This window comes from Mucilaginibacter aquatilis, assembly GCF_009755275.1.
Lineage (GTDB): Bacteria > Bacteroidota > Bacteroidia > Sphingobacteriales > Sphingobacteriaceae > Mucilaginibacter > Mucilaginibacter aquatilis.
The window spans coordinates 547,498-573,282 of record NZ_WQLA01000001.1; the positions used below are offsets into that span (position 1 = coordinate 547,498).

Consider the following 25,785-nt stretch of genomic DNA (forward strand, 5'->3'; position numbering starts at 1 on the left):
CTTTAATTCCTTTTGTACGATTAATAAACGAAGCATAATACTTCGCCACCGATGTTTTGCTGACGGGCCTCTTTATCAGTCATTACTCCTTTTGAAGTTGACAGGATAGCGATACCCAAACCATTTAATACTCTTGGCATAGTGTCCATGCCTGCATATTTTCTCAAACCTGGTTTGCTCACACGGGTAAGCGTACGGATAGCCGAAACTTTGGTTACAGGGTGATATTTTAACGCTACTTTAATGGTACCTTGAGGGCCATTGTCTTCAAATTTGAAGTTAGCGATGTAACCTTTGTCGAAAAGCACTTTAGTGATTTCCTTTTTCAGATTTGATGCAGGAATTTCAACAACCCTATGGTTGGCTTTAATAGCATTCCTTACTCTGGTAAGATAATCTGCGATTGGATCTGTATTCATTTATGTTAAAATATGACGGCGGTTTCCTTCGTTTTCACAACGACGACCTTCCATCGGTTAATAATTCAATATAAAAAGGCAAAATAGTTTAGTGGCAAGTATCACTACTTTCCAAACCCACTACTCGCCTGCAAACAGGCATATGTTACAAATTGCCGGCCGCAAAGGTAAGAATTTAATTCTCAACCTGCAACCGGCAATTTTATTACCTGTATTGCTGTTACCAGCTTGCTTTCTTAACGCCGGGGATTTTACCAGCCAGGGCCATTTCACGGAAAGTTACACGTGAAATACCAAACTGACGCATATAACCACGTGGGCGGCCGGTAAGCTTGCAACGGTTGTGCAATTTAACCGGTGACGATGCTTTAGGTAATTTATCTAATGCTTCGTAATCACCAGCGGCTTTAAGGGCTGCGCGTTTCTCAGCATATCTTGCTACTAATTTAGCACGTTTTACTTCGCGTGCTTTTACACCTTCTTTAGCCATTGTTTACTGGAGTTTGATTTTTAAATGGTAAACCAAATTGTTTAAGCAATTCTAACGCTTCAACATCGTTAGTTGCCGAAGTTACAAAGGTAATATCCATACCCTGAATTTTGTTGATTTTGTCAATGTTAATTTCAGGGAAAATGATTTGCTCGGTAATACCTAAGGTATAGTTGCCTTTACCGTCAAAACCTTTATCGTTAATACCTTTAAAGTCACGGATACGTGGCAATGCAACGGCAATTAAACGATCTAAGAACTCGTACATGTTGTTATCACGTAAAGTTACACGTACACCTACAGGCATACCTTTACGTAATTTGAAGTTCGAGATATCTTTTTTAGATTTTGATGCAACAGCTTTCTGACCGGTAATGGTAGATAGCTCGGTAATAGTAGTATCGATAAGTTTTTTATCGGTAGTAGCACCACCAACGCCCTGGTTGATAGCAATTTTCTCCAGCTTGGGAACCTGCATTACGCTTTTGTACTGAAATTTATCTTTCAGTGCAGTGCGGATCTCCTCTTTATATTTGGATTTTAATCTTGGAACGTAAGACATTATTTAATTTCCTCCCCTGATTTTTTTGCTACTCTAACTAATTTACCTGCGTCATTCTTTTTACGGCCTACGCGGGTGGTTTCACCTGTTTTTGGATCAACCAGTGCAAGGTTTGAAATATGAATTGCGGCTTCCTTTTTAACGATACCACCGTTAGGGTTAGCTGCATTTGGTTTGGTGTGCTTTGATATTAAGTTTACGCCTTCAACCACTGCGCGGTTTTTCTCGGCAATAATCTCAGTTACTTTACCTTGCTGACCTTTAGAGTCGCCGGCAATAACTTTCACCAGGTCACCTTTACGGATCTTTAATTTAATTTTCTTTTCCATGGTTATAATACCTCCGGTGCTAATGAAACGATTTTCATGAATTGTTTTTCACGTAACTCTCTTGCCACCGGACCGAAGATACGTGTACCTCTTGGCTCGTCCTGGTTATTTAACAAAACAGCTGCGTTGTCGTCGAAACGGATGTAAGAACCATCTTTGCGGCGAACCTCTTTTTTAGTTCTTACTACTACGGCTTTAGATACAGTACCTTTTTTTACGTTACCTGATGGGATAGCGCTTTTTACAGTTACTACAATTTTATCGCCTACAGAGGCATAGCGCTTTGCTGTGCCACCTAATACGCGGATAACCAGTACTTCTTTAGCACCGCTGTTATCAGCTACGGTTAATCTTGATTCCTGTTGTACCATCTTATTTAGCCCTTTCTAAAATTTCAACTAATCTCCAGTTTTTATTTTTGCTCAACGGGCGGGTTTCCATAATCAATACGGTATCGCCAATACCACAGGTATTAGTTTCATCATGAGCCATGAACTTGGCAGTTTTGTTTACGAACTTACCATAGATCGGGTGTTTCACTTTCCGCTCAACAGCAACTACGATAGATTTATCCATCTTATTGCTTACTACCAGACCGGTACGTGTTTTTCTTAAATTTCTTTCCATTTTGTTTCGACGCTTTAATTATTGCTGTTCAGAAGCTGACGCCGCTTTACGCTTGGTTAATTCAGTATTTAAACGAGCAACTTCCTTACGTATAACTTTGATACGGTTAGGGTTCTCAATAGCCGAAACTGCATGTGCAAATTTCAGTTTGGTAAGATTAGTTTTCTCCTCGCCAATTCTTGCAACCAACTCCTCGGTTGACAGCGCTGATATTTCTGAGCTTTTCATTTTTGTGAGTTTTTCTCTGGTGAACGGTGAGAGGTAAGTTGGATGCTTACATCACGCGTTGCTTCTGTTTGTTAACTTATAAATCAGGTTACGGGTTGTGAGCTTTAATATCAACTCAAAACTCACAACCCGCAACACTTATTATGCTTCTACGTAATCCCTACGTACAATAAATTTGGTTTGTACCGGCAGTTTTTGTGCAGCCAGGCGAAGAGCTTCTTTAGCTACTTCTAATGGCACACCTTCTGCTTCGAAAATGATCCTTCCGGGGCGTACAACCGCTACCCAGTATTCAGGAGCACCTTTACCTTTACCCATACGTACCTCTGCAGGTTTTTTAGTTACAGGCTTGTCAGGGAAAATCCTGATCCACACCTGGCCTTCACGTTTCATAAAACGTGTTACAGCGATACGGGCGGCCTCGATTTGACGGCTGGTGATCCAGGCCGGCTCGAGTGATTTTATACCGAAAGATCCGAATGAAAGTTCAGCACCACGGGTGGCGGCACCTTTCATTCTGCCTTTTTGCATCTTTCTGAACTTCGTTCTTTTTGGCTGTAGCATTTTATTAGCTTTTTATATCTAAACGATGTTATCTCAACTTTGATTAATTATCTGTTTCCGCCCGGACGGTTACCACCCTGACGATTTTGGCCACCTGGACGGTTGTTACCTCCGCCACGTTGGTTGTTGTTACCGCCTCTGCGGTCACCACCACCCTGACGACGATCATTACCACCACGACGGTCATTGCCACCACGCTCATTGCCATAAGCTGCCGCGCCTTCAGGGCGACCGCCACGACCACTTGAACTGCTGGTTGAACCAATGTTTGGAGAAAGATCACGTTTACCGTAAACCTCACCTTTACAAATCCAAACTTTAATACCTATTTTACCATAAGTAGTTAAAGCTTCACCCAGTGCGTAATCAATATCAGCACGGAAAGTGTGCAGAGGAATTCTGCCTTCTTTGTATTGCTCGGTACGTGCCATCTCAGCACCGCCTAAACGGCCAGATGTCATAACTTTGATACCTTCTGCTCCCATACGCATGGTTGATGCGATAGTGGTTTTCATGGCACGACGGAAAGAGATACGAGCCTCTAATTGTTTAGCTATGCCTTCTGCTACTAACTGAGCATCAAGCTCAGGACGTTTAATTTCAAAAATGTTGATTTGAACGTCTTTTTTAGTAAGCTTCTTAAGCTCTTCTTTAATTTTATCAACCTCCTGGCCGCCTTTACCGATAACGATACCCGGACGGGCAGTGTGGATTGTTACAGTGATGCGTTTCAAGGTACGCTCAATAACTACTTTTGATACGCCGCCTTTAGCAATACGTACTGATAAGTATTTGCGGATTTTTTCGTCCTCAACTAATTTATCAGAGTAGTTGTTGCCACCGAACCAGTTAGAATCCCAACCACGGATGATTCCTAAACGGTTACCTATTGGATGTGCTTTTTGTCCCATTTCTAATTAGTTGATTTCGGTTTTACTATCCACAATTAAAGTTACGTGGTTTGAGCGTTTACGGATACGGTATCCGCGGCCCTGAGGAGCCGGACGCAGTCTTTTTAACTGACGGCCACCACCAACTGAAACTTCTTTTACATATAAGTTGCTATCATCGATGCTTTTACCTTCGTTTTTTGCTTCCCAGTTTTTAATAGCTGAAAGCAATAATTTTTCAACGCGGATAGCAGCTTCTTTGTTAGTAAACTTTAAAATGCTAAGTGCTTTAACTACGTTTTCGCCACGGATAAGATCCACTACCAAACGCATCTTACGAGGCGAAGTTGGGCAGTTCTGTAATTTGGCAACCGAAGCTCCTCCTTGCTGAGCTTTCTCTTGCTCTTTACGCTGTCTGATTAGTACAGACTTTTTGATTTTTGTTGTTGCTTCCATTACCTAATTATTTTTTCTTTTCTGCGTGACCACGGAATGTACGGGTTGGTGCAAACTCTCCCAGTTTATGACCAACCATGTTTTCTGTTACATACACAGGGATAAACTTGTTACCATTGTGTACTGCAAATGTATGACCAACGAAATCTGGAGAGATCATGGAACGACGTGACCATGTTTTTACAACAGATTTCTTATTTGATTCATTCAAAACCTGAACTTTTTTGTCCAGATTATGATCAATATAAGGACCTTTTTTAATCGAACGTGCCATTATTTCTTCCTTCTTTCTATGATATAACGATCAGATGTTTTCTTTTTGTCGCGGGTTTTGTAGCCTTTAGCCAATAAACCTTTGCGTGAACGTGGGTGACCACCTGATGAACGGCCTTCACCACCACCCATAGGGTGATCGACAGGGTTCATAGCTACACCACGAACGCGTGGACGACGACCTAACCAACGTTTGCGACCTGCTTTACCCAACACCTCGTTTGCTTTCTCAGAGTTAGATACAGTACCTACGGTTGCAAGGCAGGTAGCCAGGATCATACGGGTTTCGCCTGAAGGCAATTTGATGATAGCATATTTGCCATCACGAGCCGACAATTGAGCATATGTACCAGCTGAACGGGCAATAATACCGCCCTGACCTGGGTTAAGTTCAATGTTATGAATGATAGAACCTAAAGGAATATTCTTTAATGGTAAAGTATTACCCACCTCTGGAGGTGAGCCAGCACCTGAAAGAACAGTTTGACCTACGGTTAAACCTTCTGGAGCTATCATATATCTTTTCTCGCCATCTGCATATACTAACAGGGCAATACGAGCCGAACGGTTAGGGTCATACTCGATAGTTGCAACAGTTGCAGGGATATCGAATTTATTACGTTTAAAGTCAATTAAACGGTATGATTTTTTGTGACCACCACCTAAATAACGCATGGTCATTTTACCGGTGTTGTTACGACCACCTGATTTTTTGTGCGATACCACCAATGATTTTTCAGGAACGTTGGTTGTAACGTCAGAGTAATCAGCACCTACCCTGAAACGGGTACCCGGGGTTACCGGTTTAAATCTTTTAACTGCCATTTCTCTTAATTAAATTGTGCTGTAAAAATCTATTGTTTCACCATCCTTTAAAGTGATGATCGCTTTCTTGTAAGCAGCTGGTCTACCGGTTACGGTACCTGCTTTAGTGTAGCGGCTCTTCAGTTTGCCGGCATATTTCATGGTATTAACTGCAGTTACAGTTACACCAAACATTGCTTCTACTGCTGCTTTGATCTGAATTTTATTCGCTCTGTGATCAACTTTAAAAGCATAACGATTCAGTTTCTCTGTCAACAGAGATACTTTCTCAGTAAGTAAAGGTTTTTTTAATATCTCCATAATTACTTAGCGAACGCTTCCTCCAGAGTTTTAACAGAACCAGTAGTAAGTAACAGTTTGCCAGCGTTTAACACGTCATAAGTGCTCAACTGATCGGCAGTTACAACCTTAGCTTTTTTCAGGTTTCTGCTTGATAAATAAATATTTTGATTAGCCGCAGGTAACACCAATAAAGTTTTTTCGTTGGTGAAGTTTAAGTCAGCAACTAACTGTACATAGTTTTTGGTTTTAATGCTATCGAAGTTAAAGTCTTCTAAAACTACGATGCTGTTATCCTGAGCTTTGTAAGTAAGAGCCGATTTACGGGCTAACTGCTTTAATTTTTTGTTCAGCTTGAAGCTGTAATCGCGCGGTTGCGGACCAAATACACGGCCACCACCGTTAAACAAAGGCGATTTGATGCTACCCGCACGGGCGCCACCAGTACCTTTTTGTTTGTGCAATTTGCGGGTTGAACCTGCAATTTCGTTACGTTGTTTTGCTTTGTGAGTACCCTGACGTTGGTTAGCTAAATACTGTTTAACGTCCAGATAAATAGCGTGGTCATTAGGCTCAATAGCAAAAACCGCATCAGACAGTTGCACCTTGGCACCTGTTTCTTTTCCTGATACATTTAATACGTTGATTTCCATCTTACTTATCCACAATTACGAATGAACCTTTAGCTCCTGGGATGGAACCTTTAACAACCAGCAAGTTTTGCTCAGCAAATACTTTAACAACTTCAAGGTTTTGTACTTTAACACGTACATTACCAGTTTGGCCGGCCATACGCATACCTTTAAATACGCGTGAAGGCCACGATGAAGCACCCAGTGAACCTGGAGCGCGTAAACGGTTATGCTGACCGTGAGTTTGCATACCCACACCGCCAAAACCATGACGCTTAACAACACCTTGAAAACCTTTACCTTTTGAGGTTCCAACTACGTCCACAAAATCACCTGCAGCAAAAATATCAACGGTAACAGTGTCACCTAATGATTTTTCGTCTTCGAATGATTTGAACTCAACCAGCTTACGCTTTGGCGTAGTGCCGGCTTTTTGGAAATGACCTTTTAAAGGAGCAGAAGTGTTTTTTTCCTTCTTTTCATCGTATGCAAGCTGTACTGCTGCATAACCGTCTGCGTCAACAGACTTTACGTGGGTAACCACGCATGGCCCAGCCTCGATTACCGTACAAGGAATATTCTTCCCTGCCTCATCAAAAATGCTGGTCATTCCTACCTTTTTTCCAATAATTCCTGACATTTTAATAATTTGTTTGTTATGCCCATCGAAGCAGTAGGGCTTCGCTCAAGGCGGTTTTCCCGGTTTAAGGGAGGGCAAAGATAGGTATTTTTAATTAGCTGTCAAATAGTTACTTAATTATTTTCAAAGTTTTTAAGCCCTGATAATCAGCAACAACAAACTTTGGCTATTAACCATAAAACACATGTAAGCGCAATAGCAGGCGCAGTTGTCAAAACCTTACCAAAGTTTTTATTAAACTTGATTGTGCGGATGCCTTTTGCCAGATAAGCTTTATAAATTTCATGAATCAGGGTCAGGGCTTTTATACATAAGTAGTATAAATAGCACTCTACCCGTGCAGCAAAGGGATAGCAATACGGTACATTAAAGTAAGAAGTTGATTAACATCAACTTCTTACTTTTGCATCAGCTTTCTAATCATATCAGCACTATGTTGCTGTCCTTCTTCTAAGCGGTGACTAAAAAACGACTGCACCTGATTGAAGTGCTTTTTGTAACCTTCAATATCGCCATAGTTGATGATGGATGACCACTCGCGCACTGCCGAATGAAATTCAAGATCATCTCCTCTTATTGATTTATCATATAGTGCCGTTTGGATTGACTCTTCCAGCAAGTCTTCATTTTTAAATAGATACTCAGCAATACCCAGGCGCAAACGATATGGTGGCGTTTGGCCTATCAGGTTATCATATGGGTTAACGCCAAGGTGATACCAAGCATCAACCATGCTTAATATACTCAGGTGCGAGTTAGCCTTGCGGTCTTGCACACTGCCGTGGAACGTAAACTCATCCATTACTGCGTCATTAAGCATTATTAGCTTACGGCTTTCATGAAACACAAAATCGCGGGCTTTGTATAGGCGGTCACGTAACGTTTGCTCGTCTTCCATAATCATGAGCTTAAAAAGTTCAGATTCTGACTGTGCATAACGCTTAACCTGCTGCCGCGCATACGGATTCAAAATAGCAAGGCCCGCATACACGTGAGCCTTATAACTGAAGATGCGTAAAGTAATTAATATTTTAACGTTATCAATTCCACCTAAGTAGGATGCGTTTTCCCAGGGGAAGAAGCCGGCAGATGCCCAGGCGGTACCCATACTTTCGAAACCTACGTGGGTTACGGCTTGAGTATCGGCCGAAATTTTGTCGTGCTCGTGGTAATCAGATATCTCTACTATTTCGGAGCCAATGGTTGTAAACAAATCAAGCATTCGCTGATAAGCTGCATCATCGGCACGGTAACGAATAAGAATTAATTTTTGCCCTGCGGGTTCAAATCCACCACCATGCATGGCATGAAAAGTAATCACTTGCGAATCGGACGGCAGGTACTTATCAAAGATGGCAATCTCTGGATGTTTAACTGAGGTTTGCCCGGCCACTATTGCGCCAAATTTAATTGAACCGCTTGTTTGGGCAACCACCTGTTCCATACTATCGGCCTCAACCGAATAAATGAGCAAATCGCTCAGGCGGGCTACCTGTTTACCGTCATCCATCAGCTTAATGTTCAACGGCGCTAATTCTGCTTCAAGCCTGTCGCGGTTTTGCGGTAAATCACACCCCATTACGGTATAGCCGGCCCGGGCAAATGCCTTTGCATAAACTTTGCCCATATCGCCCAGCCCTATAATTCCGATATTCATGGGGCTAATATAAATATGGTTTGTTAATTTGCGTCAGGTTATCCTATATTCGTTATTTAGGCTTGGCCAAATAAAACATATTTGTTTTTATACGTTTAAACAAAACTAACCTGTTTACTACTCTACAACTATTAGCTTATGAATAACCGGTATATTGCATTCGCTTTAACATTTGCATTATCTGCAGCCAGTACAGTTACCACTGTGGCGCAAGACTCAACTAAAAAAAGCAATGCTACTGTTGTTAAACCAACATATAAAGCCAAACCGGCTACTTACGCTTACGCCAGCCAGTCTCCCGCTGCACAACAACCCGGAGGCGCTCCTGTAAATACAGACAAAAGCCTTAACGGCCAGTATCAATATCTTGCTACAAAGGTTTACAATTATCAAAAGCCTCAACTTGCAGCATTTTATAAAAACGTAAACGACACCTTACGCACCGAGCGAAAAAAAGTAAGGGATTTACAGGCCAAACTAGCCGAACAAGGCAAAGCAGTTAAAAACCTGCAGTCAGATGTGGATGCAAAAGAGCAAAGCCTTAGTGAGTCAAACTTAAAGGTAGACTCTATAAGCCTGCTTGGTATGCCGGTATCAAAATCGGCGTATAACAGTTTAATGTGGGGCCTGGTAATTGTGTTTGGCGCTGTAGCAGCTATTGTTATTTTCCAATCGGGCAGTGCGCGCCGCGAGGCCAAGTATCGTATTAAACTTTACGAAGAACTGGATGAGGAATACAAAGCCTACAAAGTGAAAGCCAATGAAAAGGAAAAGAAGCTGGCGCGCGAGTTACAGACCGAACGCAACAAGCTTGACGAACTTTTAGGCCGCGGATAATTTAATCCGTTAAATCTTAGAACTTCTTAATATAACATCCGTTAATTGGACAAGCCATTAGCCAACGCTTGCAAAGCAAACTTGCGCTTAATTAACATTTAGGTAAACTTACGTATAGCAGGCAGGCTATTTAACAGTTAAAATTAACAATGGACTATTTAATAGAGCTAAAAAACTGGCTGTTTTCCCTGGGCGAAGAACATGGCGTAAATCCGTTATTTTTGGCCTGCTTATATCTAACCAGCAAAGTATTCTTTTTTTCGCTACTTGGCTGGGTACTTAAAAACCTAAGGGACAAAAAACCGATTACGCTACCATTACTTTTTGCATGTTTATGCTTTAGTGTACCGTACGTTTACATTATTATATTCGGTTACAACATATCTATTTGGATATACCTTTTTATTGCATGTGTGTTTTCATACGGAGCATTTACCATCTGGAAAAAAGTTACTACCAAACCTTCCGTAGTCAACATTCCGGCAGATCAGGCACCTTGATTGAAAGATAGCAAAAAGAGAAAGCCACTTAATTAAGTGGCTTTCTCTTTTTATTACTATTCTGTTCGTAAGCTTTTCACCGGATTGGCAATGGCAGCCCTGATAGCCTGAAAGCTTACCGTAAGCAACGTTATCAGCATTGCTCCTACTCCTGATATGCAAAATATCCACCAAGAAATATTAGTACGGTATTCATACGCCTGCAGCCATCCGCTTAAAAAGTACCAGGCAAGTGGGGCCGCAATAAAACATGAGATTAGTACCAGCAATACAAAGTCTTTTGAGAGCAAACTCCAAAGATTGTAAACTGATGCACCAAGTACCTTACGAACACCAATTTCTTTGGTACGCTGTTCGGCAACAAAGGATGCTAAACCAAATAAGCCCAATGAGGATATCAGGATGGCGAGTATGGCAAACAGCGTAGCCAGATTACCAATCCGCTTTTCATTTTCAAATTTGCTGGCATACTGCTCGTCAACAAATCTGTATTCAAATGCCCCTTTCGGGTCATACTTTTTTATAACCTGCTCAATTTTGCCTAAGGCATCGTTAACCGGCATACCGGGCGTGATACGTATAATAATTTCATTTGTCCAACCGTAATTCAATACGTAAACAATAGGCTGAGCAGGTGCATAAGGTGATTCCATAACCATATCTTTAACTATACCAGTAACCCGCAATGGCTTGCTGTTGAATATGATTGTTTCTCCTATTGGCTCTTTAAAACCAACTATTTTGGCTGCGGCTTCATTAATGATGATACCCGCTGTATCGGTAGAGAAACTGCGTGAATAGTCACGTCCTTGTTTAAGCTGCCATCCTATAGTTTTACCATAGTCATGCGTAACGGCTACAGTGCCGAAAACCGGCGTTGTATTGGGTTGCTTGCCTTTCCAGTAAAACCCTATCTGGTTACTACCAATTGATGTTACCTTGCTCGATGATTCGGCCATGTTTGCTACGGCGCCGGTTTGCAAAAGCTCCTGGCGTATGGCATCATAATGTCCGTTCAGTTCAGGGCTTTGAATGCTGACGTTTATTAGTCCATCGCGCTGATAGCCAACAGGCCGGTTACGTGCATGCTGAATTTGACGGAATACGATTATAGTGCCAATAATTAAAGTGACCGATACTGTAAATTGTGTTACCACTAAAACCTTACGAGGTAGCGCCGCAAACCTGCCGGCCCTGAACGTGCCTTTAAGTACTTTAACTGTGTTGAAACCCGATAGGTAGAACGCCGGATAGCTACCTGCTACCAAACCGGTAATAACTGTGAACGCTATAGTAAATATCCAAAACACAGGATTTAACCAAGGGAAAGCAATTTGCTTATTTGATAAGCTATTGAAATAAGGCAAAAACAGGATAACTAGTACAACTGCTACCAAACACGCCAGCGATGCCATTACTAATGATTCGCTCAGGAACTGTCCTATAAGCTGACCGCGTACCGAACCCATGGCTTTGCGTACGCCTACTTCGCGTGCACGTTTTTCTGACCGGGCGGTACTCAGGTTCATGAAGTTGATACAAGCCAGAAGCAAAACAAACACACCTATAGTGCCAAACAGCCAAACAAAACGAATTTTTCCACCTGAGCTTTTGCCGTTATTAAATTCACTATACAAATGCCATTTACTCATGGGAAACAATTGGATCTCATCTGCCGCCTCGGTAAAGTGTGATTTGGCAACGTCCTTTATACGGGTATTGATGTTGTCCCAACTGGCCCCATCGTGTATCTGAGCAAAAAGTTGAAAGCTATGGTTACCCCACTCATCTTTAGATTTTCGCACCCACTCCTGGCTATCAGCATAAGATTGCCACGCGGTAATAATATTCACGGCATTAAACGTAGTATTGGCAGGCATGTCTTCATAAACTCCAGCTACCTTTACTGTATTTTGGTTATTAATTACAACCGTTTTGCCCATCGCAGCACCATCACTAAAAAGGGACTGTGCAAGAGATTTTGAGATAATAGCTGAATTAGGATCTTTCAAAGCATCAAGCCGGCCTTCGAGCATATGCAGTGCAAGCATTTCCGGAAATTTCGGCTCAGCAAACAAACCGTTGTTTGATATCACTTTATCACCAAACCTTATCATCATATCAAACTGCCAGGTTGTTTGAGCCAGGCGCTTAAGGTCTGAGCCAAATTTTGCCCTTAACTCTGGCGCTAAAGGCAATGCCGTTGCGGGATGCGTGCCTATATTACCGTCAAAGTTTTGGGTTGTCATTATTTGTGCTACCGTATTGTAATTGGCATGGTACTTATTGAAGGATAACTCATCCCAAAGCCACAATCCAATCAACATTGACACAGTCATGCCCAGTGCCAATCCGAATATATTGATAAATGAATATACCCTGTTTTTAAGCAGATTGCGCCAGGCTATTTTAATGTAATTTTTGAGCATAAATGCGAAAGTTTTGATCTCCCCATCAAGTTATCCAAGACGATGCCGAACAAATATTTAATTGATTTACAGTTGCATAAGACAATTACTTCAGTCTTATAGTGTTCGGTTATGATACAGGTTTGTGCGGATGCGTGCGTTAATAATTTTGGCAATTAAAATTAAGTCAATCCCTTAATAACACCAAATAGTTTAACGTGTAAGGTGTCTGAGTACATTACAGTGTAGAGAGCCTCAAATCAAAAACTATAAAACAACAAAGGCTGCCTTTTGAAAGGCAGCCTTTGTATAATCCGTATCTTCCGGTACTATCACACTTTGATTTCAACTTCAACGCCGCTTGGCAACTCAAGTTTCATCAGCGCATCTACAGTTTTAGAGTTAGAGCTGTAGATATCCAATAAACGTTTGTAAGAACATAATTGGAATTGCTCACGTGCTTTTTTGTTTACGTGTGGCGAACGTAAAACAGTAAATACTTTCTTTTCGGTTGGTAAAGGAAGCGGTCCGCTAACTACAGCGCCGGTTGGCTTTACGGTCTTAACGATTTTCTCAGCTGATTTGTCAACCAAGTTGTAGTCGTAAGATTTCAGTTTAATTCTGATTCTTTGGCTCATTGTTGTTTGTTTAATAATCCCCTCTAAGAGCTATTTATTAGTGAGGATTGAATTTATTTTTATTAAGTTGATTGAGTATTAGCAGCAGCTAGCTACTCAATCAACTATTCATCAGCAATTAAACTGATGCTTTTGATTTACCTTTTGATTTAGCAACCACTTCTTCCTGAACGTTACGTGGAGCTTCTTCATAGTGATCAAACTCCATGGTTGAAGTTGCACGACCTGAAGTGATGGTACGTAATTGAGTTACATAACCAAACATCTCAGAAAGTGGCACCATAGCTTTGATAACCTGTGCACCGTTACGAGTGTCCATACCTTGCAGCTGGCCACGACGACGGTTCATGTCACCGATAACGTCACCCATGTTTTCTTCAGGGGTTAAGATCTCGATTTTCATGATTGGCTCTAACAATACCGGTTTACATTTTGGTAACGCCTCGCGGTAAGCCGAACGACCTGCAATCTCGAAAGATAATGCATCCGAATCGACAGCGTGGAATGAACCGTCAATTAAACGTACTTTTAAGCCGGTAAGAGGGAAGCCTGCTAAAACACCATTTGCCATGGCAGAAGCAAAACCTTTTTCTACAGATGGAATAAATTCACGTGGAATTGAACCACCGGTGATTTCATTCACAAACTGTAAACCTTCTTTACCATCATCAGCCGGAGAAATAACAACCTGAATGTCGGCAAATTTACCACGACCACCAGTTTGTTTTTTGTAAGTTTCGCGGTGTTGAGTAGTACCGGTGATAGCCTCTTTGTAAGCTACCTGTGGAGCACCCTGGTTAACCTCTACTTTAAACTCACGTTTTAAGCGGTCCATGATGATGTCCAAGTGAAGCTCGCCCATACCCGAAATAACGGTTTGGCCGGTTTCTTCATCAGATGTTACACGGAAGGTTGGATCCTCTTCGGCAAGTTTACCTAAAGCCATACCTAATTTATCAACGTCGGCCTGAGTTTTAGGCTCAATTGCCAAACCGATAACCGGCTCAGGGAATACCATCGACTCAAGAACGATCTTGTTCTTCTCGTCACAAAGGGTGTCACCTGTTTTTATATCTTTAAAGCCTACTACCGCAGCAATATCACCTGCACCTACGTTAGGTATAGGGTTTTGCTTGTTAGCGTGCATTTGGAATATACGAGAGATACGCTCTTTGTTATCTGAACGCATGTTGTGCACGTATGAACCCGCTTCAAGGTTACCGGCATATACGCGAATAAAGCATAAACGACCAACAAACGGGTCGGTAGCAATTTTAAATGCTAATGCAGCAAATGGCTCTTTAACGTCAGGTTTTACCAATACTTCTTCGCCAGTATCAGGGTTAGTACCAGTTACACCTTTTGAATCTAAAGGTGAAGGCAATAACTCCATTACATAGTCAAGCATGGTTTGTACACCTTTGTTTTTGAAAGATGAACCACAAGTCATTGGAACGATTTTACCAGCTAATGTAGCCTGGCGTAAAGCGTCTAATACTTCGCGCTCGGTGATGGTTGTAGGATCGTCAAAGAATTTCTCCATCAACGTATCATCAAACTCAGCAACAGCTTCAAGTAATTTTTCTCTCCACTCGTTAGCTTCGTCAACCAAATCATCAGGAATTGGCACCTCGGTAAAGGTCATACCTTTATCGTGCTCATTCCAAACCACACCACGGAAGTTAATTAAGTCAACCACACCTTTGAAGTTATCTTCGGCACCGATTGGAATTTGAAGTGGCACAGCGTGGCTGCCCAACATTTCACGTACTTGCTTAACAACTTTAAGGAAGTCAGCACCTGAACGGTCCATTTTGTTAACGAAACCGATACGTGGTACGTTGTAGTTGTTAGCCAAACGCCAGTTAGTTTCTGATTGAGGCTCAACACCGTCAACCGCAGAGAAAAGGAAAACCAAGCCATCCAGTACACGTAATGAACGGTTTACCTCTACGGTAAAGTCAACGTGGCCGGGGGTGTCAATTACGTTTACCTGAAATTTATTACCGCGGTAGTTCCAGAATACTGTGGTAGCAGCCGAAGTGATGGTAATACCACGCTCCTGCTCCTGAGCCATCCAGTCCATGGTAGCAGCACCTTCGTGTACCTCACCAATTTTGTGGCTTACACCAGCATAATAAAGGATACGCTCGGTAGTGGTGGTTTTACCGGCATCAATGTGAGCGGCAATACCAATGTTTCTTGTGTATTTAAGATCTCTTGACATGTCTTTATTTTATTGAGTGAATGAGCAAATGAGTGAATGAATGATTTAAAACCACTCAATTCACTCATTCGCTCATTCAAAAATCTCTCATTAGAAACGGAAGTGTGAGAACGCTTTGTTGGCTTCAGCCATTTTGTGCGTATCTTCTTTTTTCTTAACTGCAGCACCCTCGCCTTTAGCAGCAGAGATGATTTCACCTGCTAATTTCTCCATCATGGTTTTTTCACCACGACGACGGGCATAGCTGATTAACCATTTCATACCTAAAGCAATTTTACGCTCAGGACGAACTTCAGTTGGAACCTGGAAGTTAGCACCACCCACACGACGAGATTTAACCTCAACAGCAGGCATAACGTTGTTTAATGCTTTTTTCCAAGTCTCTAAGCCGTTTTCGCTTGTTTTTTTCTCAACAATATCAACAGCGTTATAGAAAATGCCGTATGCGGTAGATTTTTTACCATCATACATCATGTTATTTACGAACCTGGTTACCATTACGTCGTTAAAACGTGGATCAGGAAGAAGGATTCTCTTTTTTGGTTTCGACTTTCTCATTGTTACTATCCTCCTTTAATTATTTCTTTTTACCTTTTGCCGGTGCAGCAGCTGCCTGACCTGGTTTAGGGCGTTTAGTACCATATTTAGAACGACGCTGGTTACGACCGTTAACACCTGAAGTATCCAGTGCACCACGAATGATGTGGTAACGAACACCCGGTAAGTCTTTAACACGACCGCCGCGGATCAACACGATAGAGTGCTCCTGTAAGTTGTGACCTTCACCTGGTATGTAGGCGTTAACCTCTTTACCGTTTGTAAGGCGCACACGGGCAACTTTACGCATTGCTGAGTTTGGTTTCTTAGGGGTAGTGGTGTATACACGGGTACACACGCCTCTTCGCTGTGGACAGCTGTCCAACGCTGGGGATTTACTCTTATCCTCCAGAGCTACTCTACCTTTTCTAACTAATTGCTGAATAGTAGGCATTTCTTCCTTTTTGTTTTACTCTTGTTTTAACCCGGTTTTCGGGACTGCAAAAGTACACAGTTATTTTTTGATTTTCAAGAGGTTGAGGAAAGTTTTTTCATCGTCTAATTAATCATCTGATAAGCAAAGTATCATCAACGGCTAAAAATACGCATTATGAATGCATCTGAATGTTATATTATTGATAACTAATCTTATATCTTAGTCATTATTAAAACTACTCCATGTCTACCTCCCCCCTCCTCACGCTTATCAAACGCCTCAAATCTATCTCCGACATTGGCCTGTTATATGCTAAAGACGAGTACAATCGCGAACGATATACCGAACTGCAGGATATAAGTTTTGAGATGCTTGAACAGGTAACAGGACAAGCCATAGAAACCCTGCAAGCCGCATTCCCGCCTGCTGCTGACTACCCTACAGCCAAGGTTGATATACGAGGCTTGTTACTATCGGCCGATAATAAGATTTTACTGGTGCGTGAAAGCGCCGACGGCAAATGGTCATTACCGGGCGGATGGGCTGATATTGGCTATAGTCCTAAGGAAACAATAATTAAAGAATTTAAAGAAGAAACCGGGCTTGATGTTACTCCAGTAAAACTATTGGCCGTGTTTGACAAAAAGCTGCACCCTCACCCACCGCAGCCTTTTTATGTATATAAAATGGTGTTTTTGTGTGAGGCATTAAGCTCAGACTTATTAAAAGGCTTTGATGTGATCGATGTACAATTTTTCAATATAGATAATCTGCCCGAGCTTTCAACTAACCGAATACTGCAAAGCCAGATTGAGATGCTATACCGCAATCACATTGAAAATAAACAAACGGCGTATTTTGAATAAAAAAAGGCTGCCTGCAAATACTGCGGGCAGCCTCATATACTCAAACACAAAACCTTAACTTATGCTTTTTGAGCCTTGTAGTGACGGCCTCCAAAATGACCTTTTCGATCTTTGAACAACTCCTTCATCTTAGCTTTCTGATCGGCATTTAAACTGGCCATGAAAGCTTTGCGGCTTTCCTTGCGTACAGCACGATTATCAGCCAAAGCTTTTTTCTGGCTATCAGTAAACGAGGAATTTAATTTTGCCCTGCGCTCTTTATGTGAAAGCGACTTATCTTTAGCTATAGCCTTTTGCTCAGTTGTTAAAGATGCTTTGAAAGCAACCATAGCCTGTCTGCTCTTTTTTTGATCAGCTTTCAATTGCTCCTGCTGCTGAGGTGTTAAAATAGCAGCCATCTTTTGGTGCATTTCTTTACGATGCTGACGATGAGCTACTTTATTACTATCTGCAACTTGTGCATTGGCGGCTACTGCAAAACCCGATACCATCAGGGTTGTAAATGCTATTGATTTAAGAAACTTTATCATTGTTATAATTTGTTTGTTTAATGAGATAGATTACTTAACGGACAATAGGTTTAAGTAACATTTTTGTGAAGAATTATCGATGCCAGCTACAAGGTGAAGGCTGGCGTATTACCTTTTTCGAAATGCTGCCTACTACGTTCAAATAAAACTTTATACCCTCAAATAGGTTAATTATATAAACCCGACGTATGGCTGCCATTTTTTTTACAATAAGCCCAAACCTTGCCATTATTGTAATACCCAATACGCGCGTACATCAAAACGGGCATCAGGTAATTACTTACACTTATAGCGTTTTTAATAACAAGCAGGCAGCTGAACCCGCAGAAACGACATCAACGTTTGGGCTGGAAGAAGGTAAATTAAAGAACCCTGATTATATGGGCTTTATAACATTTGAAGACCCGGGGAAATTATTTAATTATACTGATGACGGCAGCCAAAGGCTTAGCCTGGGCCAGGTTGAAGAGATTATAGAACATATAAGCCATTACCGTGATAACCCTGGTATGTGGCGTCATATACACCAATAAGAATTTAGTTATGGAATTTCAAATAGGAGATGCTGTAAGCACACCAAGGGGTAACGGTTACATTAACGACATAATTGACAATGAAATTATTGTTGACCTTATTGATGGTGACGACCAGCGCGAAGTATTCGAAAAAGAACAGGTATCGCTGCTGGCCGAATAAGGACATAAATGCCCGGCAGTTTAAATTCCTAAAACCTGCTTGAGTTTTACATACCCGGTTTTGCTAACCGGCACGCGTGCTCCTGATTTAAGTATAGCAATATGAGCGTCTTTCTCGTAGGGATCAATACGCGTAATTTGTGCTATACTTACAATATATGAACGGTGTACCCGTGCAAAATGACGTGTATCAAGCGTTTGCTCAAAAAAGCTCATGGTTTTGTTTTTAAGAAATGCTCCTTCTGCGGTATGAATACTTACATAGTCGTCATCTGCCGATAGATATTCAATATCCTGCACCGGTATAATTTTAACCTTAGTACCCGTTTTCACTACTACTCTTTCATGCTGGGAAGGTGATTGCGCTGCAGTTTCCAGCAAATCATCAGTTGATTTGCTGACAGGTTTTTCCGCTGGTATTTGCGAAAGATATTTATCTACCGCTTTATTAAACCGCTCGCGACTAAATGGTTTAAGTAAATAATCAACCGCATGGGTTTCAAAAGCCTTAATTGCATACTCATCAAATGCGGTGGTAAAAACAACCTGAGGCGCCTGCTCAACCAGCTCAAGCATTTCAAAGCCATTGATTTTAGGCATCTGCACGTCTAAAAAAATCAAGTCGGGCTGATACTGCATAATGGCCTTTATGCCTTCAAATCCATCCCCGCATTCCTGCATTACCTCTAATTTGTCTTTATAGGCCTGCAAGTATTCAAGTACAACCATTCGCGCCAATGGCTCATCATCTATAATAAGTACGCGCTTCATGCCTGAGGAATTTTTATCATGATGGTAAATATATCATCATTTGGGAAAGTTTCAACCAAATCATTACGGGCAAAAAGTAAATATAGCCTACGCTGTACTCCGCTAAGGCCAAAACCTGTGCCTCTGCGCGGGCGCGATGTTTTAGGATCATAAGGATTTTGAACAATAACCGTGAGGTAGTTATCTTCCATTTCGGCACGTAAGCTTATGGTTACTTCGCCCGTGGTGTCATATAATCCAAACTTTATAGCGTTTTCAACCAGTGGCTGTAGCAGTAGTGGCGGCAGCATGGCTTCGCGGCATTTATCATCGCAACTAATTTCGGTTAGTAAACGGTGGCCAAAACGCACCTTTTCAATATCCAAATATAAATTTAAATGAGCCAGCTCTTCATTGAAAGATACCTGCTGCTGGTCGTCTTTTTTCAAGGTTCCGCGTAAAAAGTCAGATAGCTGATGAATCATGCGGCGGGCTTCATTAGGCTTAAAGCCTATAAGCGCGTTTATAGAGTTAAGGCTGTTGAATAAAAAATGTGGCTGCAATTGCTGGCGCAGGTTATAAAGTTCGGCATCACGTGAAAGTTTCTCAGCCTCAAGCTTGCGTTTCTCATTGTCCTTCTGGTCTTGCTGTACATACCATATAAGGCTAATCATGGCCATCCAGCCTATAGCCAAAAAGTTGGTTGAATAACGCAGTATTAGTGATTGCTTAAGGAAAGAGTTATAAGTAACGCCAAGCGCTAACATAGGCAATGCCCAACGCACAACCAGTGTACAACCTGCGGCTAATGCAACACACCAAATAAACAGGTTAATATAACTGCCTTTACCTGGTTGATAATAGCGCAGATTATTATCAATAAGCCAGCATGAGGCTGCCAACGGAATTACACTTGCTACGCTATCAATTGCCGCTATATACCAGTTAAACCCAAAACTATAAATGATGTAGGCATGTAACACAGCCCAAATCAAGCCAGCGGATACAAAAGCCAGTTTTAGTCTGCTGTGAAAAGTAGGTGAAGCAGTCATTGCGAAATAAATACAGGGTGGTCAGTTGAAGTTGATTGGGTATTAACCTGGTGTTAGCTTACCGGCCCGCCAAAGAAGCCGATAATCATTTTAAGGATAATACAAATGTTGATGATGATGAGATACCAGTTCATGACTTAAAAGTTTAAAGGTTAAAAACTACGTATATCTATTCCGGCAAATACCGAGATGCCTTTCAGGTAAAGAATTTTATCCGAGCTTTGAGTGGCGTTGCCAAAGCGCTTATCATCAACTCCGGCAAATACCGATGAAACATCTGACACAACCTGCCAGTGCGGGGGAACCAACAATTTGGTGCCGCCAAACAGCTGCGTTATTTCAACAACTACCGGCCCTTGTATATCAGCACGTGTAAAATCTACCTCTGCCCCACCAAATATGTTTACTATCTCGCCTCCTTTAAATGCCTTGGATAGCACCGTGCGCTTTACTCCTCCAAAAACTGAAACAATGTCTAACACATCGTCACCCTTAATATAGCTGTATGCCGACTGGCCTTGTTGTGACGGCTCCTGCTCGGTTGTACCCGGCTCAGTTGCGGTTTCGCCTTCCGGGCGCACTACATAGTCGGCTTCTGTGAATACCGGTTGTTTATCAAAAAACTGGTCTTTTTTTTTATCCCATGGTTTAGGTGATTTGCGTTTAGCTATCAACCAAAAACCAATTCCAATGATGGCAAGCGGAAAAAAGAAGTCGCGTAAATCAAACCAGGGTAGTATATGACGTGATAAAAACACAAACCCAATTAATATGAGGGCAAATGGCCAAGGCTTTTTGAAGTTATCTTTTGCTCCCTGAAACAGGCCTATTACTATAAGCAGTGATGGAAAGCTAAAAATCCATCCGGGAAAATAAAAGAAATCAAACTGGCGCAAAAGTAGCATAGCACCTACACCCAACAGGATAAGGCCTGCTATGGGACGTCCGTTATTATTACGTGGTTGATTGTGATATGATGGTTCGTTATTCATGACTATTAGTATTAGTTGTTATTATGATTCAAAAGTAATTCATGGAGCTAAATCACGCTACACTTATATGGCAGCCATAGCAAGATAGTCGGTAAAAGGCAGGAATTTGTCGGTGAAACATTTTGCGTTATAGCATCTGGCGGTTAACCGGCATTTTACCGGTTGACTGTGATTATTGGGACTAAACTACTTTGGCATCTAAATACTCAAATGCTCTTTAACCAAAATCGGCCCGAACAATTGTTCAGGCCGATTTTGGTTTTATATAACCTTCTATCTCGAGAGAATGTAATTGGATAGTTAATCTTCCGGCTCTTGCTGGCTAAGGCAATGAAAACTACCTAAGCCCCATATGATATCAGTTGAATCGACACCAACTACCTTACGATCGGTAAAACATTGCTGTAAGATGTTAAGTGCCTTGTCATCATTGGCGCAACGGAAGGTTGGTACAATGACGGCAGCATTGCTAATGTAAAAATTAGCATAAGATGCGGGCAGCGGCTGGTCTTCATAAATAACAGGCGTTGGCATAGGCAACTCAACAATATTTAATTGCTTGCCGTTTGTTAAGCGCATACCCTTTAAGGCTTGCAGGTTTTCCTGAAGAATATGATAGTTTTCGTCATTCTTGTTTTCTTCAACAACGGTTACTACCGTGTCTTCATTAACAAAGCGGGTGATATCGTCAATATGCCCATCTGTATCATCACCTATAATACCATCACCCAGCCAAAGTATTTGTTCTACGCCGTAGTAATTTTGTAAATACTCCTCTATCTGACCTTGGTTTAAATGCGGGTTACGGTTGGGATTCAACAGGCAAGCCGTTGTGGTTAACAACGTACCTTTACCATTAAATTCAACCGAACCACCTTCCATAACAATGCCCGGGTGATAAACCGGCAAATTAAAGTGTTGGGCAATACGGGTAGGAATTACATCATCTAAATCATATGGAGGATATTTTCCGCCCCATGCATTATAGCCCCAGTCAACCACAACCTTCTGTTTCGTTTCGGGGTTCACCAAAAAAGCAGGACCGTGATCGCGGCACCAGGCATCATTAGTAGCAAATTCAAAAAACTGGATGCGGTTTAAATCAACTCCGGCTTCATTTAAATGTTGCTTTGCAAATGAAATCATCTGCTCATTAGCCACGTTGATACGCACCAGTTCGCCTGCTGATACCTCTTTAATAAACTCACAATACTTCGCGTAAATGGTATCAATTTTACCCGGCCATGAAGCTTCCTTATGCGGCCAGCTTAACCAGGTGGCCGTGTGCGGTGCCCATTCAGCCGGAAAGGTAAAACCCTGTTTGCCGGGGCTGTTCTCAAAATTATTCATCGTCAAGCAGGCGTTTAGTTATTGGCTGGTAGGTTTCAACTCTACGGTCTCTTAAAAACGGCCAGTGAGTACGGTAATAGTCAGATTTAGCTAGATCTAATTCAACCACGCTGATTTGCTCCTCATGATGGTCACCCTGGAAAATAACCTTTCCAAATGGGTTTGAAACAAATGAACCACCCCAAAACTTCAGTCCCGCTTCTTCGCCAACACGGTTAACGCTTACTACGTGTACACCGTTAGCAACCGAATGTGAGCGTTGTATAGTTTGCCACGCATTGTACTGATCGGTGTTGGTATCCACATCCTGGCTTGAAGCCCAGCCAATAGCAGTTGGATAGAACAATATCTCGGCACCCATTAACGACGTAATACGGGCAGCTTCAGGATACCATTGATCCCAGCAAATTAAAACACCTATTTTGGCAAATTTGGTTTGGAATGTTTTGTAACCCAAATCGCCCGGGGTAAAGTAAAACTTCTCGTAAAAACCCGGATCATCCGGAATATGCATTTTACGGTACTTACCCAGGTAAGTGCCGTCGGCATCAAGTACTGCGGTAGTATTATGATACAGCCCTTGAGCACGTTTTTCAAACAGCGATGCAATAATTACCACACCCTCTTCGGCTGCAACTTTTGAAAGTGCATCAGTTGAGGGGCCGGGAATTGCTTCGGCCAGTTGAAAATTATCGTAGTCCTCCACGTCGCAAAAATACAACGAGGTAAAAAGCTCCTGAAGGCACACTATCTGGGCTCCTTTTTGTGCAGCCTCGCGTACCTTTTCAATTGCTTTCTGCAAATTTTGCTGTTTATCAGCCGTACAGGTGGTTTGTACCAAACCTACTTTTACTTTGCTCATGGGCTTTTAAAAATTTGCGCAAAAATACGCATTACCAAATTAATTAATACACTATTACGTATTGTATAAACAATGATAATATGGACATAATGTAAAAAAACCGACAGGTGTTTTAACACTACCTGACATTAAACTACACATCAGCAACAGGTAAGGTTTTAGTTACTATAAATTGTGTTTAAATACTTTTTCATAGTTTTGCCCCCAAATGACTGATACGGAAACTCTTCCAAAGCAAAAAACCTGGAAGGATACTTTATGGAGTGCCACTAAGCTGATACTTAAAATTGTAGTTACGTCTGCCTTGCTGTACTACGTTTTTACACAGGTTCCTTTTCAAGAGGTTAAACAAAAGCTGCTTCATGCTAACTATTGGTGGATGGCTACTGCGGTAGCAGTGTTTTTCTTATCAACGGTTGTATCAGCCTGGCGCTTGCTAAGTTTCTTTAATTCAATTGAATTGAGGTTAGATCCGCGCTTTAACTTCCGCTTGTACCTGCTGGGTATGTTTTATAATTTCTTATTACCGGGCGGTATTGGCGGCGACGGGTATAAAATTTACTTGCTGACCAAAAATTATAAACTGCCGGCAAAGAAGGTATTTTGGGCAATTTTGTTTGACAGGTTAAGCGGCTTGTGGGCCATAGGTTTAATTATTGTTGCACTTATACTTTTTGTACCACAGGTTGAGTTGCATATTGCCGTACCCGCTTCCGTTTTCTTGGTCGGGACTGCTTTATACTACTTTATCACTCACCGTTTTTTTAAAGAATACACCCGTTATTTTGTACAGGGACATGGCAAAGCCGTTTTAGTGCAATCATTACAGGTTTTAACTATACTTTGTGTGCTATTGGGTCAAAACTTCGATGGCAAGTTTGCACCTTACCTCCTGTCCTTTTTAATATCGGCGCTGGCCGCGGTTGTGCCTATCTCTTTAGGTGGCGCAGGTGCGCGCGAGGCTATATTTACTCAGCTCTCGGTTCCTTTCCATATGAATGTGGCACTGGCCGTTTTTTTGAGTATATCATTTTATATCATCTCACTAATCGTTTCTCTTTTTGGGTTGTACTACGTACTTAGGCCAAGCCGCCTGCAAGAAGGTTTGCCAAGTATTGAAGAAGAAATCAAAGCTGAAAGCAGCGATATTTAACAATAGTAATTTATGAATATTATTATAACCGGTGCCAGTAGCGGCGTAGGCTTTGAGTCTGTTTTAGAACTTATTTTGCAAAATAATAACCAGGTTATCGCCCTGGCCCGTTCGCACGATAAACTAACCCGTTTGCTGGAGATAGCTAAAGGACTCAACCCTGATTGTACGCTTTATCCAATTGCGTTTGATATTGTTCATGATGAATATGTAGGCCTGAAGCAGTTTGTTGAAAGCCGTTTTGAGGGCAAAATTGATGTGCTCATTAACAATGCCGGAGCTTTGGTAAATAAAACATTTGTTAATACCGATGAAACCGACTTCATTGAGATGCTGCAAAGCAACTTTTTAGGTCATACCCGTATGATACAAAATTTGCTACCTTTTATGGCGCAGGGAAGCCATATTGTAAACATTGGTAGCATGGGTGGTTTTCAGGGCAGTGTTAAGTTTGCGGGGTTAGCTGCTTACTCGGCCAGCAAGGCGGCTTTGCACACACTTACTGAGTGCCTGGCACTGGAATTAAAAGACCAAAAAATAAGTGTAAACTGCCTGGCATTAGGATCGGCACAAACTGAAATGCTCGAAAAGGCCTTCCCCGACTATGAATCGCCGGTGATGGCCTTTGAAATAGGCAAATACATTGCCGACTTTGCCACTACGGGTCATAGGTTTTTTAACGGAAAAATACTCCCGGTGGCAGTTACCACACCTTAAGTTACATCAGTGCTTCTTTAACTTGCAGATGGCACTGCCACTTCCTCAGCAGCTGGTTTAGAAGCCAATGACTCTTTACTGATCGTTAAATTGCGGGCTAATTCTTTAGCTAATTGCTTAGCACCTTTTTGAATTTTTTTATCAAGCTTCTTTGATGATTGGCTGAGTTTGGAAGTCATTTCATTTAACTCATTAATCAATGTTGCTTCTATATCTTTTTTTGCAGCTTTGCGGGCTTCCTTTATTAATAACTTAGCGCTTTCCTTTTTCATTTCTAAACGTATCTTCTATCAATCATTCAAAGATATGTTATGAAAAAATCAATTCAATATTATCATTATGTTAACAGCGCAAGGTGAATACG

Annotated in this window: 35 protein-coding genes; 7 read left to right on the forward strand and 28 right to left on the reverse strand. The window is 41.6% G+C overall.

The annotated features are described in order from the left end of the window. Nucleotides 1-20: 20 nt before the first annotated feature. The 16 genes from rpsH to GO816_RS02680 all read right to left on the reverse strand — a co-directional run bounded on the left by rpsH (nucleotide 21) and on the right by GO816_RS02680 (nucleotide 8,871). The gene (gene rpsH / locus GO816_RS02605) at nucleotides 21-419 is read right to left on the reverse strand and encodes a 30S ribosomal protein S8 (RefSeq protein WP_157539788.1); all 399 of its coding nucleotides are present in this window, start codon (nucleotides 417-419) and stop codon (nucleotides 21-23) included. 220 nt (nucleotides 420-639) lie between these two features. Continuing rightward, nucleotides 640-909: a 30S ribosomal protein S14 gene (gene rpsN, locus GO816_RS02610; protein ID WP_157539789.1), complete on the reverse strand. Its 270-nt coding sequence runs from the start codon at nucleotides 907-909 to the stop codon at nucleotides 640-642. Continuing rightward, on the reverse strand, nucleotides 902-1,471 hold the full coding sequence (rplE, locus tag GO816_RS02615; RefSeq protein ID WP_157539790.1) for a 50S ribosomal protein L5: 570 nt from the start codon (nucleotides 1,469-1,471) through the stop codon (nucleotides 902-904). The genes rpsN and rplE overlap by 8 nt, the downstream gene beginning before the upstream one ends. Further along, nucleotides 1,471-1,800 (reverse strand): 50S ribosomal protein L24, encoded by a 330-nt coding sequence (rplX, locus tag GO816_RS02620; RefSeq protein ID WP_157539791.1) that lies wholly within the window; start codon nucleotides 1,798-1,800, stop codon nucleotides 1,471-1,473. Before rplX ends, rplE begins: the two co-directional genes overlap by 1 nt. 2 nt (nucleotides 1,801-1,802) lie before the next feature. Continuing rightward, nucleotides 1,803-2,171, reverse strand: a complete 369-nt coding sequence (gene rplN / locus GO816_RS02625) for a 50S ribosomal protein L14 (RefSeq protein ID WP_157539792.1) — start codon at nucleotides 2,169-2,171, stop codon at nucleotides 1,803-1,805. Between the two features lies 1 nt (nucleotide 2,172). Further along, nucleotides 2,173-2,427, reverse strand: a complete 255-nt coding sequence (gene rpsQ / locus GO816_RS02630; protein WP_157539793.1) for a 30S ribosomal protein S17 — start codon at nucleotides 2,425-2,427, stop codon at nucleotides 2,173-2,175. An 18-nt stretch (nucleotides 2,428-2,445) separates the two neighbouring features. Then, entirely contained in the window at nucleotides 2,446-2,655 is a 210-nt protein-coding gene (rpmC, locus tag GO816_RS02635; RefSeq protein ID WP_157539794.1) for a 50S ribosomal protein L29, read from the reverse strand. Nucleotides 2,656-2,796: 141 nt separating this feature from the next. Then, nucleotides 2,797-3,219, reverse strand: coding sequence for a 50S ribosomal protein L16 (rplP, locus tag GO816_RS02640; protein WP_157539795.1), 423 nt, complete (start codon nucleotides 3,217-3,219; stop codon nucleotides 2,797-2,799). A gap of 47 nt (nucleotides 3,220-3,266) precedes the next feature. Then, nucleotides 3,267-4,130, reverse strand: a complete 864-nt coding sequence (gene rpsC, locus GO816_RS02645) for a 30S ribosomal protein S3 (RefSeq protein WP_157539796.1) — start codon at nucleotides 4,128-4,130, stop codon at nucleotides 3,267-3,269. Between the two features lie 6 nt (nucleotides 4,131-4,136). Then, on the reverse strand, nucleotides 4,137-4,565 hold the full coding sequence (gene rplV, locus GO816_RS02650) for a 50S ribosomal protein L22 (protein ID WP_157539797.1): 429 nt from the start codon (nucleotides 4,563-4,565) through the stop codon (nucleotides 4,137-4,139). A gap of 7 nt (nucleotides 4,566-4,572) precedes the next feature. Further along, the gene (gene rpsS, locus GO816_RS02655) at nucleotides 4,573-4,839 is read right to left on the reverse strand and encodes a 30S ribosomal protein S19 (RefSeq protein ID WP_157539798.1); all 267 of its coding nucleotides are present in this window, start codon (nucleotides 4,837-4,839) and stop codon (nucleotides 4,573-4,575) included. Beyond that, on the reverse strand, nucleotides 4,839-5,663 hold the full coding sequence (rplB, locus tag GO816_RS02660; protein WP_157539799.1) for a 50S ribosomal protein L2: 825 nt from the start codon (nucleotides 5,661-5,663) through the stop codon (nucleotides 4,839-4,841). The genes rpsS and rplB overlap by 1 nt, the downstream gene beginning before the upstream one ends. A 9-nt stretch (nucleotides 5,664-5,672) precedes the next feature. Then, on the reverse strand, nucleotides 5,673-5,963 hold the full coding sequence (gene rplW / locus GO816_RS02665; protein WP_157539800.1) for a 50S ribosomal protein L23: 291 nt from the start codon (nucleotides 5,961-5,963) through the stop codon (nucleotides 5,673-5,675). Between the two features lie 2 nt (nucleotides 5,964-5,965). Then, nucleotides 5,966-6,595, reverse strand: a complete 630-nt coding sequence (gene rplD, locus GO816_RS02670) for a 50S ribosomal protein L4 (RefSeq protein WP_157539801.1) — start codon at nucleotides 6,593-6,595, stop codon at nucleotides 5,966-5,968. Nucleotide 6,596: 1 nt separating this feature from the next. Continuing rightward, on the reverse strand, nucleotides 6,597-7,214 hold the full coding sequence (gene rplC / locus GO816_RS02675) for a 50S ribosomal protein L3 (RefSeq protein WP_157539802.1): 618 nt from the start codon (nucleotides 7,212-7,214) through the stop codon (nucleotides 6,597-6,599). Nucleotides 7,215-7,611: 397 nt separating this feature from the next. Continuing rightward, a complete protein-coding gene (locus tag GO816_RS02680) occupies nucleotides 7,612-8,871 on the reverse strand; it encodes a prephenate dehydrogenase (protein WP_157539803.1) in 1,260 nt (419 codons plus the stop codon). Between the two features lie 138 nt (nucleotides 8,872-9,009). On the opposite strand from GO816_RS02680, the gene GO816_RS02685 reads away from it, so the two are divergent. Together GO816_RS02685 and GO816_RS02690 are read left to right on the forward strand one after the other, a co-directional pair. Beyond that, nucleotides 9,010-9,708: a hypothetical protein gene (locus GO816_RS02685; RefSeq protein WP_157539804.1), complete on the forward strand. Its 699-nt coding sequence runs from the start codon at nucleotides 9,010-9,012 to the stop codon at nucleotides 9,706-9,708. Nucleotides 9,709-9,857: 149 nt separating this feature from the next. Then, nucleotides 9,858-10,208, forward strand: a complete 351-nt coding sequence (locus GO816_RS02690; protein WP_157539805.1) for a hypothetical protein — start codon at nucleotides 9,858-9,860, stop codon at nucleotides 10,206-10,208. Between the two features lie 56 nt (nucleotides 10,209-10,264). Here GO816_RS02690 and GO816_RS02695 read toward each other — a convergent pair whose 3' ends face one another. From GO816_RS02695 to rpsL, 5 genes are all read right to left on the reverse strand, one after another. Continuing rightward, the gene (locus tag GO816_RS02695) at nucleotides 10,265-12,637 is read right to left on the reverse strand and encodes an ABC transporter permease (protein ID WP_157539806.1); all 2,373 of its coding nucleotides are present in this window, start codon (nucleotides 12,635-12,637) and stop codon (nucleotides 10,265-10,267) included. 311 nt (nucleotides 12,638-12,948) lie between these two features. Beyond that, nucleotides 12,949-13,254, reverse strand: a complete 306-nt coding sequence (gene rpsJ, locus GO816_RS02700; RefSeq protein ID WP_078347761.1) for a 30S ribosomal protein S10 — start codon at nucleotides 13,252-13,254, stop codon at nucleotides 12,949-12,951. Nucleotides 13,255-13,372: 118 nt separating this feature from the next. Continuing rightward, complete coding sequence (fusA, locus tag GO816_RS02705) at nucleotides 13,373-15,481, reverse strand: elongation factor G (protein WP_157539807.1); 2,109 nt, start codon at nucleotides 15,479-15,481, stop codon at nucleotides 13,373-13,375. Between the two features lie 90 nt (nucleotides 15,482-15,571). Next, nucleotides 15,572-16,039 carry a 30S ribosomal protein S7 gene (rpsG, locus tag GO816_RS02710; protein ID WP_157539808.1) on the reverse strand — a complete coding sequence of 156 codons (468 nt, stop codon included), beginning with the start codon at nucleotides 16,037-16,039 and terminating at the stop codon, nucleotides 15,572-15,574. Nucleotides 16,040-16,058: 19 nt separating this feature from the next. After that, the gene (gene rpsL, locus GO816_RS02715) at nucleotides 16,059-16,472 is read right to left on the reverse strand and encodes a 30S ribosomal protein S12 (RefSeq protein ID WP_128769576.1); all 414 of its coding nucleotides are present in this window, start codon (nucleotides 16,470-16,472) and stop codon (nucleotides 16,059-16,061) included. Between the two features lie 224 nt (nucleotides 16,473-16,696). On the opposite strand from rpsL, the gene GO816_RS02720 reads away from it, so the two are divergent. After that, nucleotides 16,697-17,320 (forward strand): NUDIX hydrolase, encoded by a 624-nt coding sequence (locus GO816_RS02720; RefSeq protein WP_157539809.1) that lies wholly within the window; start codon nucleotides 16,697-16,699, stop codon nucleotides 17,318-17,320. 59 nt (nucleotides 17,321-17,379) lie between these two features. Here GO816_RS02720 and GO816_RS02725 read toward each other — a convergent pair whose 3' ends face one another. Then, nucleotides 17,380-17,850 (reverse strand): hypothetical protein, encoded by a 471-nt coding sequence (locus tag GO816_RS02725; RefSeq protein WP_157539810.1) that lies wholly within the window; start codon nucleotides 17,848-17,850, stop codon nucleotides 17,380-17,382. A gap of 188 nt (nucleotides 17,851-18,038) precedes the next feature. On the opposite strand from GO816_RS02725, the gene GO816_RS02730 reads away from it, so the two are divergent. Beyond that, nucleotides 18,039-18,383 (forward strand): hypothetical protein, encoded by a 345-nt coding sequence (locus GO816_RS02730; protein WP_157539811.1) that lies wholly within the window; start codon nucleotides 18,039-18,041, stop codon nucleotides 18,381-18,383. Nucleotides 18,384-18,393: 10 nt separating this feature from the next. Beyond that, a complete protein-coding gene (locus GO816_RS02735; RefSeq protein ID WP_157539812.1) occupies nucleotides 18,394-18,546 on the forward strand; it encodes a hypothetical protein in 153 nt (50 codons plus the stop codon). 20 nt (nucleotides 18,547-18,566) lie between these two features. Here GO816_RS02735 and GO816_RS02740 read toward each other — a convergent pair whose 3' ends face one another. From GO816_RS02740 to GO816_RS02760, 5 genes are all read right to left on the reverse strand, one after another. Then, entirely contained in the window at nucleotides 18,567-19,316 is a 750-nt protein-coding gene (locus GO816_RS02740; RefSeq protein ID WP_157539813.1) for a LytR/AlgR family response regulator transcription factor, read from the reverse strand. Next, the gene (locus GO816_RS02745; protein WP_157539814.1) at nucleotides 19,313-20,347 is read right to left on the reverse strand and encodes a sensor histidine kinase; all 1,035 of its coding nucleotides are present in this window, start codon (nucleotides 20,345-20,347) and stop codon (nucleotides 19,313-19,315) included. The genes GO816_RS02740 and GO816_RS02745 overlap by 4 nt, the downstream gene beginning before the upstream one ends. A 152-nt stretch (nucleotides 20,348-20,499) precedes the next feature. Continuing rightward, nucleotides 20,500-21,339: a LiaF transmembrane domain-containing protein gene (locus GO816_RS02750; RefSeq protein ID WP_157539815.1), complete on the reverse strand. Its 840-nt coding sequence runs from the start codon at nucleotides 21,337-21,339 to the stop codon at nucleotides 20,500-20,502. Between the two features lie 300 nt (nucleotides 21,340-21,639). Further along, nucleotides 21,640-22,689 carry an agmatine deiminase family protein gene (locus GO816_RS02755; protein ID WP_157539816.1) on the reverse strand — a complete coding sequence of 350 codons (1,050 nt, stop codon included), beginning with the start codon at nucleotides 22,687-22,689 and terminating at the stop codon, nucleotides 21,640-21,642. Beyond that, nucleotides 22,682-23,551: a carbon-nitrogen hydrolase gene (locus tag GO816_RS02760; protein WP_157539817.1), complete on the reverse strand. Its 870-nt coding sequence runs from the start codon at nucleotides 23,549-23,551 to the stop codon at nucleotides 22,682-22,684. The genes GO816_RS02755 and GO816_RS02760 overlap by 8 nt, the downstream gene beginning before the upstream one ends. Before the next feature lie 208 nt (nucleotides 23,552-23,759). Here GO816_RS02760 and GO816_RS02765 point away from each other — a divergent pair, with 208 nt between their 5' ends. Together GO816_RS02765 and GO816_RS02770 are read left to right on the forward strand one after the other, a co-directional pair. Continuing rightward, nucleotides 23,760-24,704, forward strand: a complete 945-nt coding sequence (locus tag GO816_RS02765; protein WP_157539818.1) for a lysylphosphatidylglycerol synthase transmembrane domain-containing protein — start codon at nucleotides 23,760-23,762, stop codon at nucleotides 24,702-24,704. 12 nt (nucleotides 24,705-24,716) lie between these two features. Further along, a complete protein-coding gene (locus GO816_RS02770; protein ID WP_157539819.1) occupies nucleotides 24,717-25,421 on the forward strand; it encodes an SDR family NAD(P)-dependent oxidoreductase in 705 nt (234 codons plus the stop codon). Between the two features lie 17 nt (nucleotides 25,422-25,438). Here GO816_RS02770 and GO816_RS02775 read toward each other — a convergent pair whose 3' ends face one another. Further along, entirely contained in the window at nucleotides 25,439-25,693 is a 255-nt protein-coding gene (locus GO816_RS02775) for a hypothetical protein (protein ID WP_157539820.1), read from the reverse strand. Between the last annotated feature and the right edge of the window lie 92 nt (nucleotides 25,694-25,785).

Coding starts and splice junctions, on each gene's coding strand:
- rpsH (WP_157539788.1), bottom strand. CDS start 419: ATGAATACAGATCCAATCGCAGATTATCTTACCAGAGTAAGGAATGCT.
- rpsN (WP_157539789.1), bottom strand. CDS start 909: ATGGCTAAAGAAGGTGTAAAAGCACGCGAAGTAAAACGTGCTAAATTA.
- rplE (WP_157539790.1), bottom strand. CDS start 1,471: ATGTCTTACGTTCCAAGATTAAAATCCAAATATAAAGAGGAGATCCGC.
- rplX (WP_157539791.1), bottom strand. CDS start 1,800: ATGGAAAAGAAAATTAAATTAAAGATCCGTAAAGGTGACCTGGTGAAA.
- rplN (WP_157539792.1), bottom strand. CDS start 2,171: ATGGTACAACAGGAATCAAGATTAACCGTAGCTGATAACAGCGGTGCT.
- rpsQ (WP_157539793.1), bottom strand. CDS start 2,427: ATGGAAAGAAATTTAAGAAAAACACGTACCGGTCTGGTAGTAAGCAAT.
- rpmC (WP_157539794.1), bottom strand. CDS start 2,655: ATGAAAAGCTCAGAAATATCAGCGCTGTCAACCGAGGAGTTGGTTGCA.
- rplP (WP_157539795.1), bottom strand. CDS start 3,219: ATGCTACAGCCAAAAAGAACGAAGTTCAGAAAGATGCAAAAAGGCAGA.
- rpsC (WP_157539796.1), bottom strand. CDS start 4,130: ATGGGACAAAAAGCACATCCAATAGGTAACCGTTTAGGAATCATCCGT.
- rplV (WP_157539797.1), bottom strand. CDS start 4,565: ATGGAAGCAACAACAAAAATCAAAAAGTCTGTACTAATCAGACAGCGT.
- rpsS (WP_157539798.1), bottom strand. CDS start 4,839: ATGGCACGTTCGATTAAAAAAGGTCCTTATATTGATCATAATCTGGAC.
- rplB (WP_157539799.1), bottom strand. CDS start 5,663: ATGGCAGTTAAAAGATTTAAACCGGTAACCCCGGGTACCCGTTTCAGG.
- rplW (WP_157539800.1), bottom strand. CDS start 5,963: ATGGAGATATTAAAAAAACCTTTACTTACTGAGAAAGTATCTCTGTTG.
- rplD (WP_157539801.1), bottom strand. CDS start 6,595: ATGGAAATCAACGTATTAAATGTATCAGGAAAAGAAACAGGTGCCAAG.
- rplC (WP_157539802.1), bottom strand. CDS start 7,214: ATGTCAGGAATTATTGGAAAAAAGGTAGGAATGACCAGCATTTTTGAT.
- GO816_RS02680 (WP_157539803.1), bottom strand. CDS start 8,871: ATGAATATCGGAATTATAGGGCTGGGCGATATGGGCAAAGTTTATGCA.
- GO816_RS02685 (WP_157539804.1), top strand. CDS start 9,010: ATGAATAACCGGTATATTGCATTCGCTTTAACATTTGCATTATCTGCA.
- GO816_RS02690 (WP_157539805.1), top strand. CDS start 9,858: ATGGACTATTTAATAGAGCTAAAAAACTGGCTGTTTTCCCTGGGCGAA.
- GO816_RS02695 (WP_157539806.1), bottom strand. CDS start 12,637: ATGCTCAAAAATTACATTAAAATAGCCTGGCGCAATCTGCTTAAAAAC.
- rpsJ (WP_078347761.1), bottom strand. CDS start 13,254: ATGAGCCAAAGAATCAGAATTAAACTGAAATCTTACGACTACAACTTG.
- fusA (WP_157539807.1), bottom strand. CDS start 15,481: ATGTCAAGAGATCTTAAATACACAAGAAACATTGGTATTGCCGCTCAC.
- rpsG (WP_157539808.1), bottom strand. CDS start 16,039: ATGAGAAAGTCGAAACCAAAAAAGAGAATCCTTCTTCCTGATCCACGT.
- rpsL (WP_128769576.1), bottom strand. CDS start 16,472: ATGCCTACTATTCAGCAATTAGTTAGAAAAGGTAGAGTAGCTCTGGAG.
- GO816_RS02720 (WP_157539809.1), top strand. CDS start 16,697: ATGTCTACCTCCCCCCTCCTCACGCTTATCAAACGCCTCAAATCTATC.
- GO816_RS02725 (WP_157539810.1), bottom strand. CDS start 17,850: ATGATAAAGTTTCTTAAATCAATAGCATTTACAACCCTGATGGTATCG.
- GO816_RS02730 (WP_157539811.1), top strand. CDS start 18,039: ATGGCTGCCATTTTTTTTACAATAAGCCCAAACCTTGCCATTATTGTA.
- GO816_RS02735 (WP_157539812.1), top strand. CDS start 18,394: ATGGAATTTCAAATAGGAGATGCTGTAAGCACACCAAGGGGTAACGGT.
- GO816_RS02740 (WP_157539813.1), bottom strand. CDS start 19,316: ATGAAGCGCGTACTTATTATAGATGATGAGCCATTGGCGCGAATGGTT.
- GO816_RS02745 (WP_157539814.1), bottom strand. CDS start 20,347: ATGACTGCTTCACCTACTTTTCACAGCAGACTAAAACTGGCTTTTGTA.
- GO816_RS02750 (WP_157539815.1), bottom strand. CDS start 21,339: ATGAATAACGAACCATCATATCACAATCAACCACGTAATAATAACGGA.
- GO816_RS02755 (WP_157539816.1), bottom strand. CDS start 22,689: ATGAATAATTTTGAGAACAGCCCCGGCAAACAGGGTTTTACCTTTCCG.
- GO816_RS02760 (WP_157539817.1), bottom strand. CDS start 23,551: ATGAGCAAAGTAAAAGTAGGTTTGGTACAAACCACCTGTACGGCTGAT.
- GO816_RS02765 (WP_157539818.1), top strand. CDS start 23,760: ATGACTGATACGGAAACTCTTCCAAAGCAAAAAACCTGGAAGGATACT.
- GO816_RS02770 (WP_157539819.1), top strand. CDS start 24,717: ATGAATATTATTATAACCGGTGCCAGTAGCGGCGTAGGCTTTGAGTCT.
- GO816_RS02775 (WP_157539820.1), bottom strand. CDS start 25,693: ATGAAAAAGGAAAGCGCTAAGTTATTAATAAAGGAAGCCCGCAAAGCT.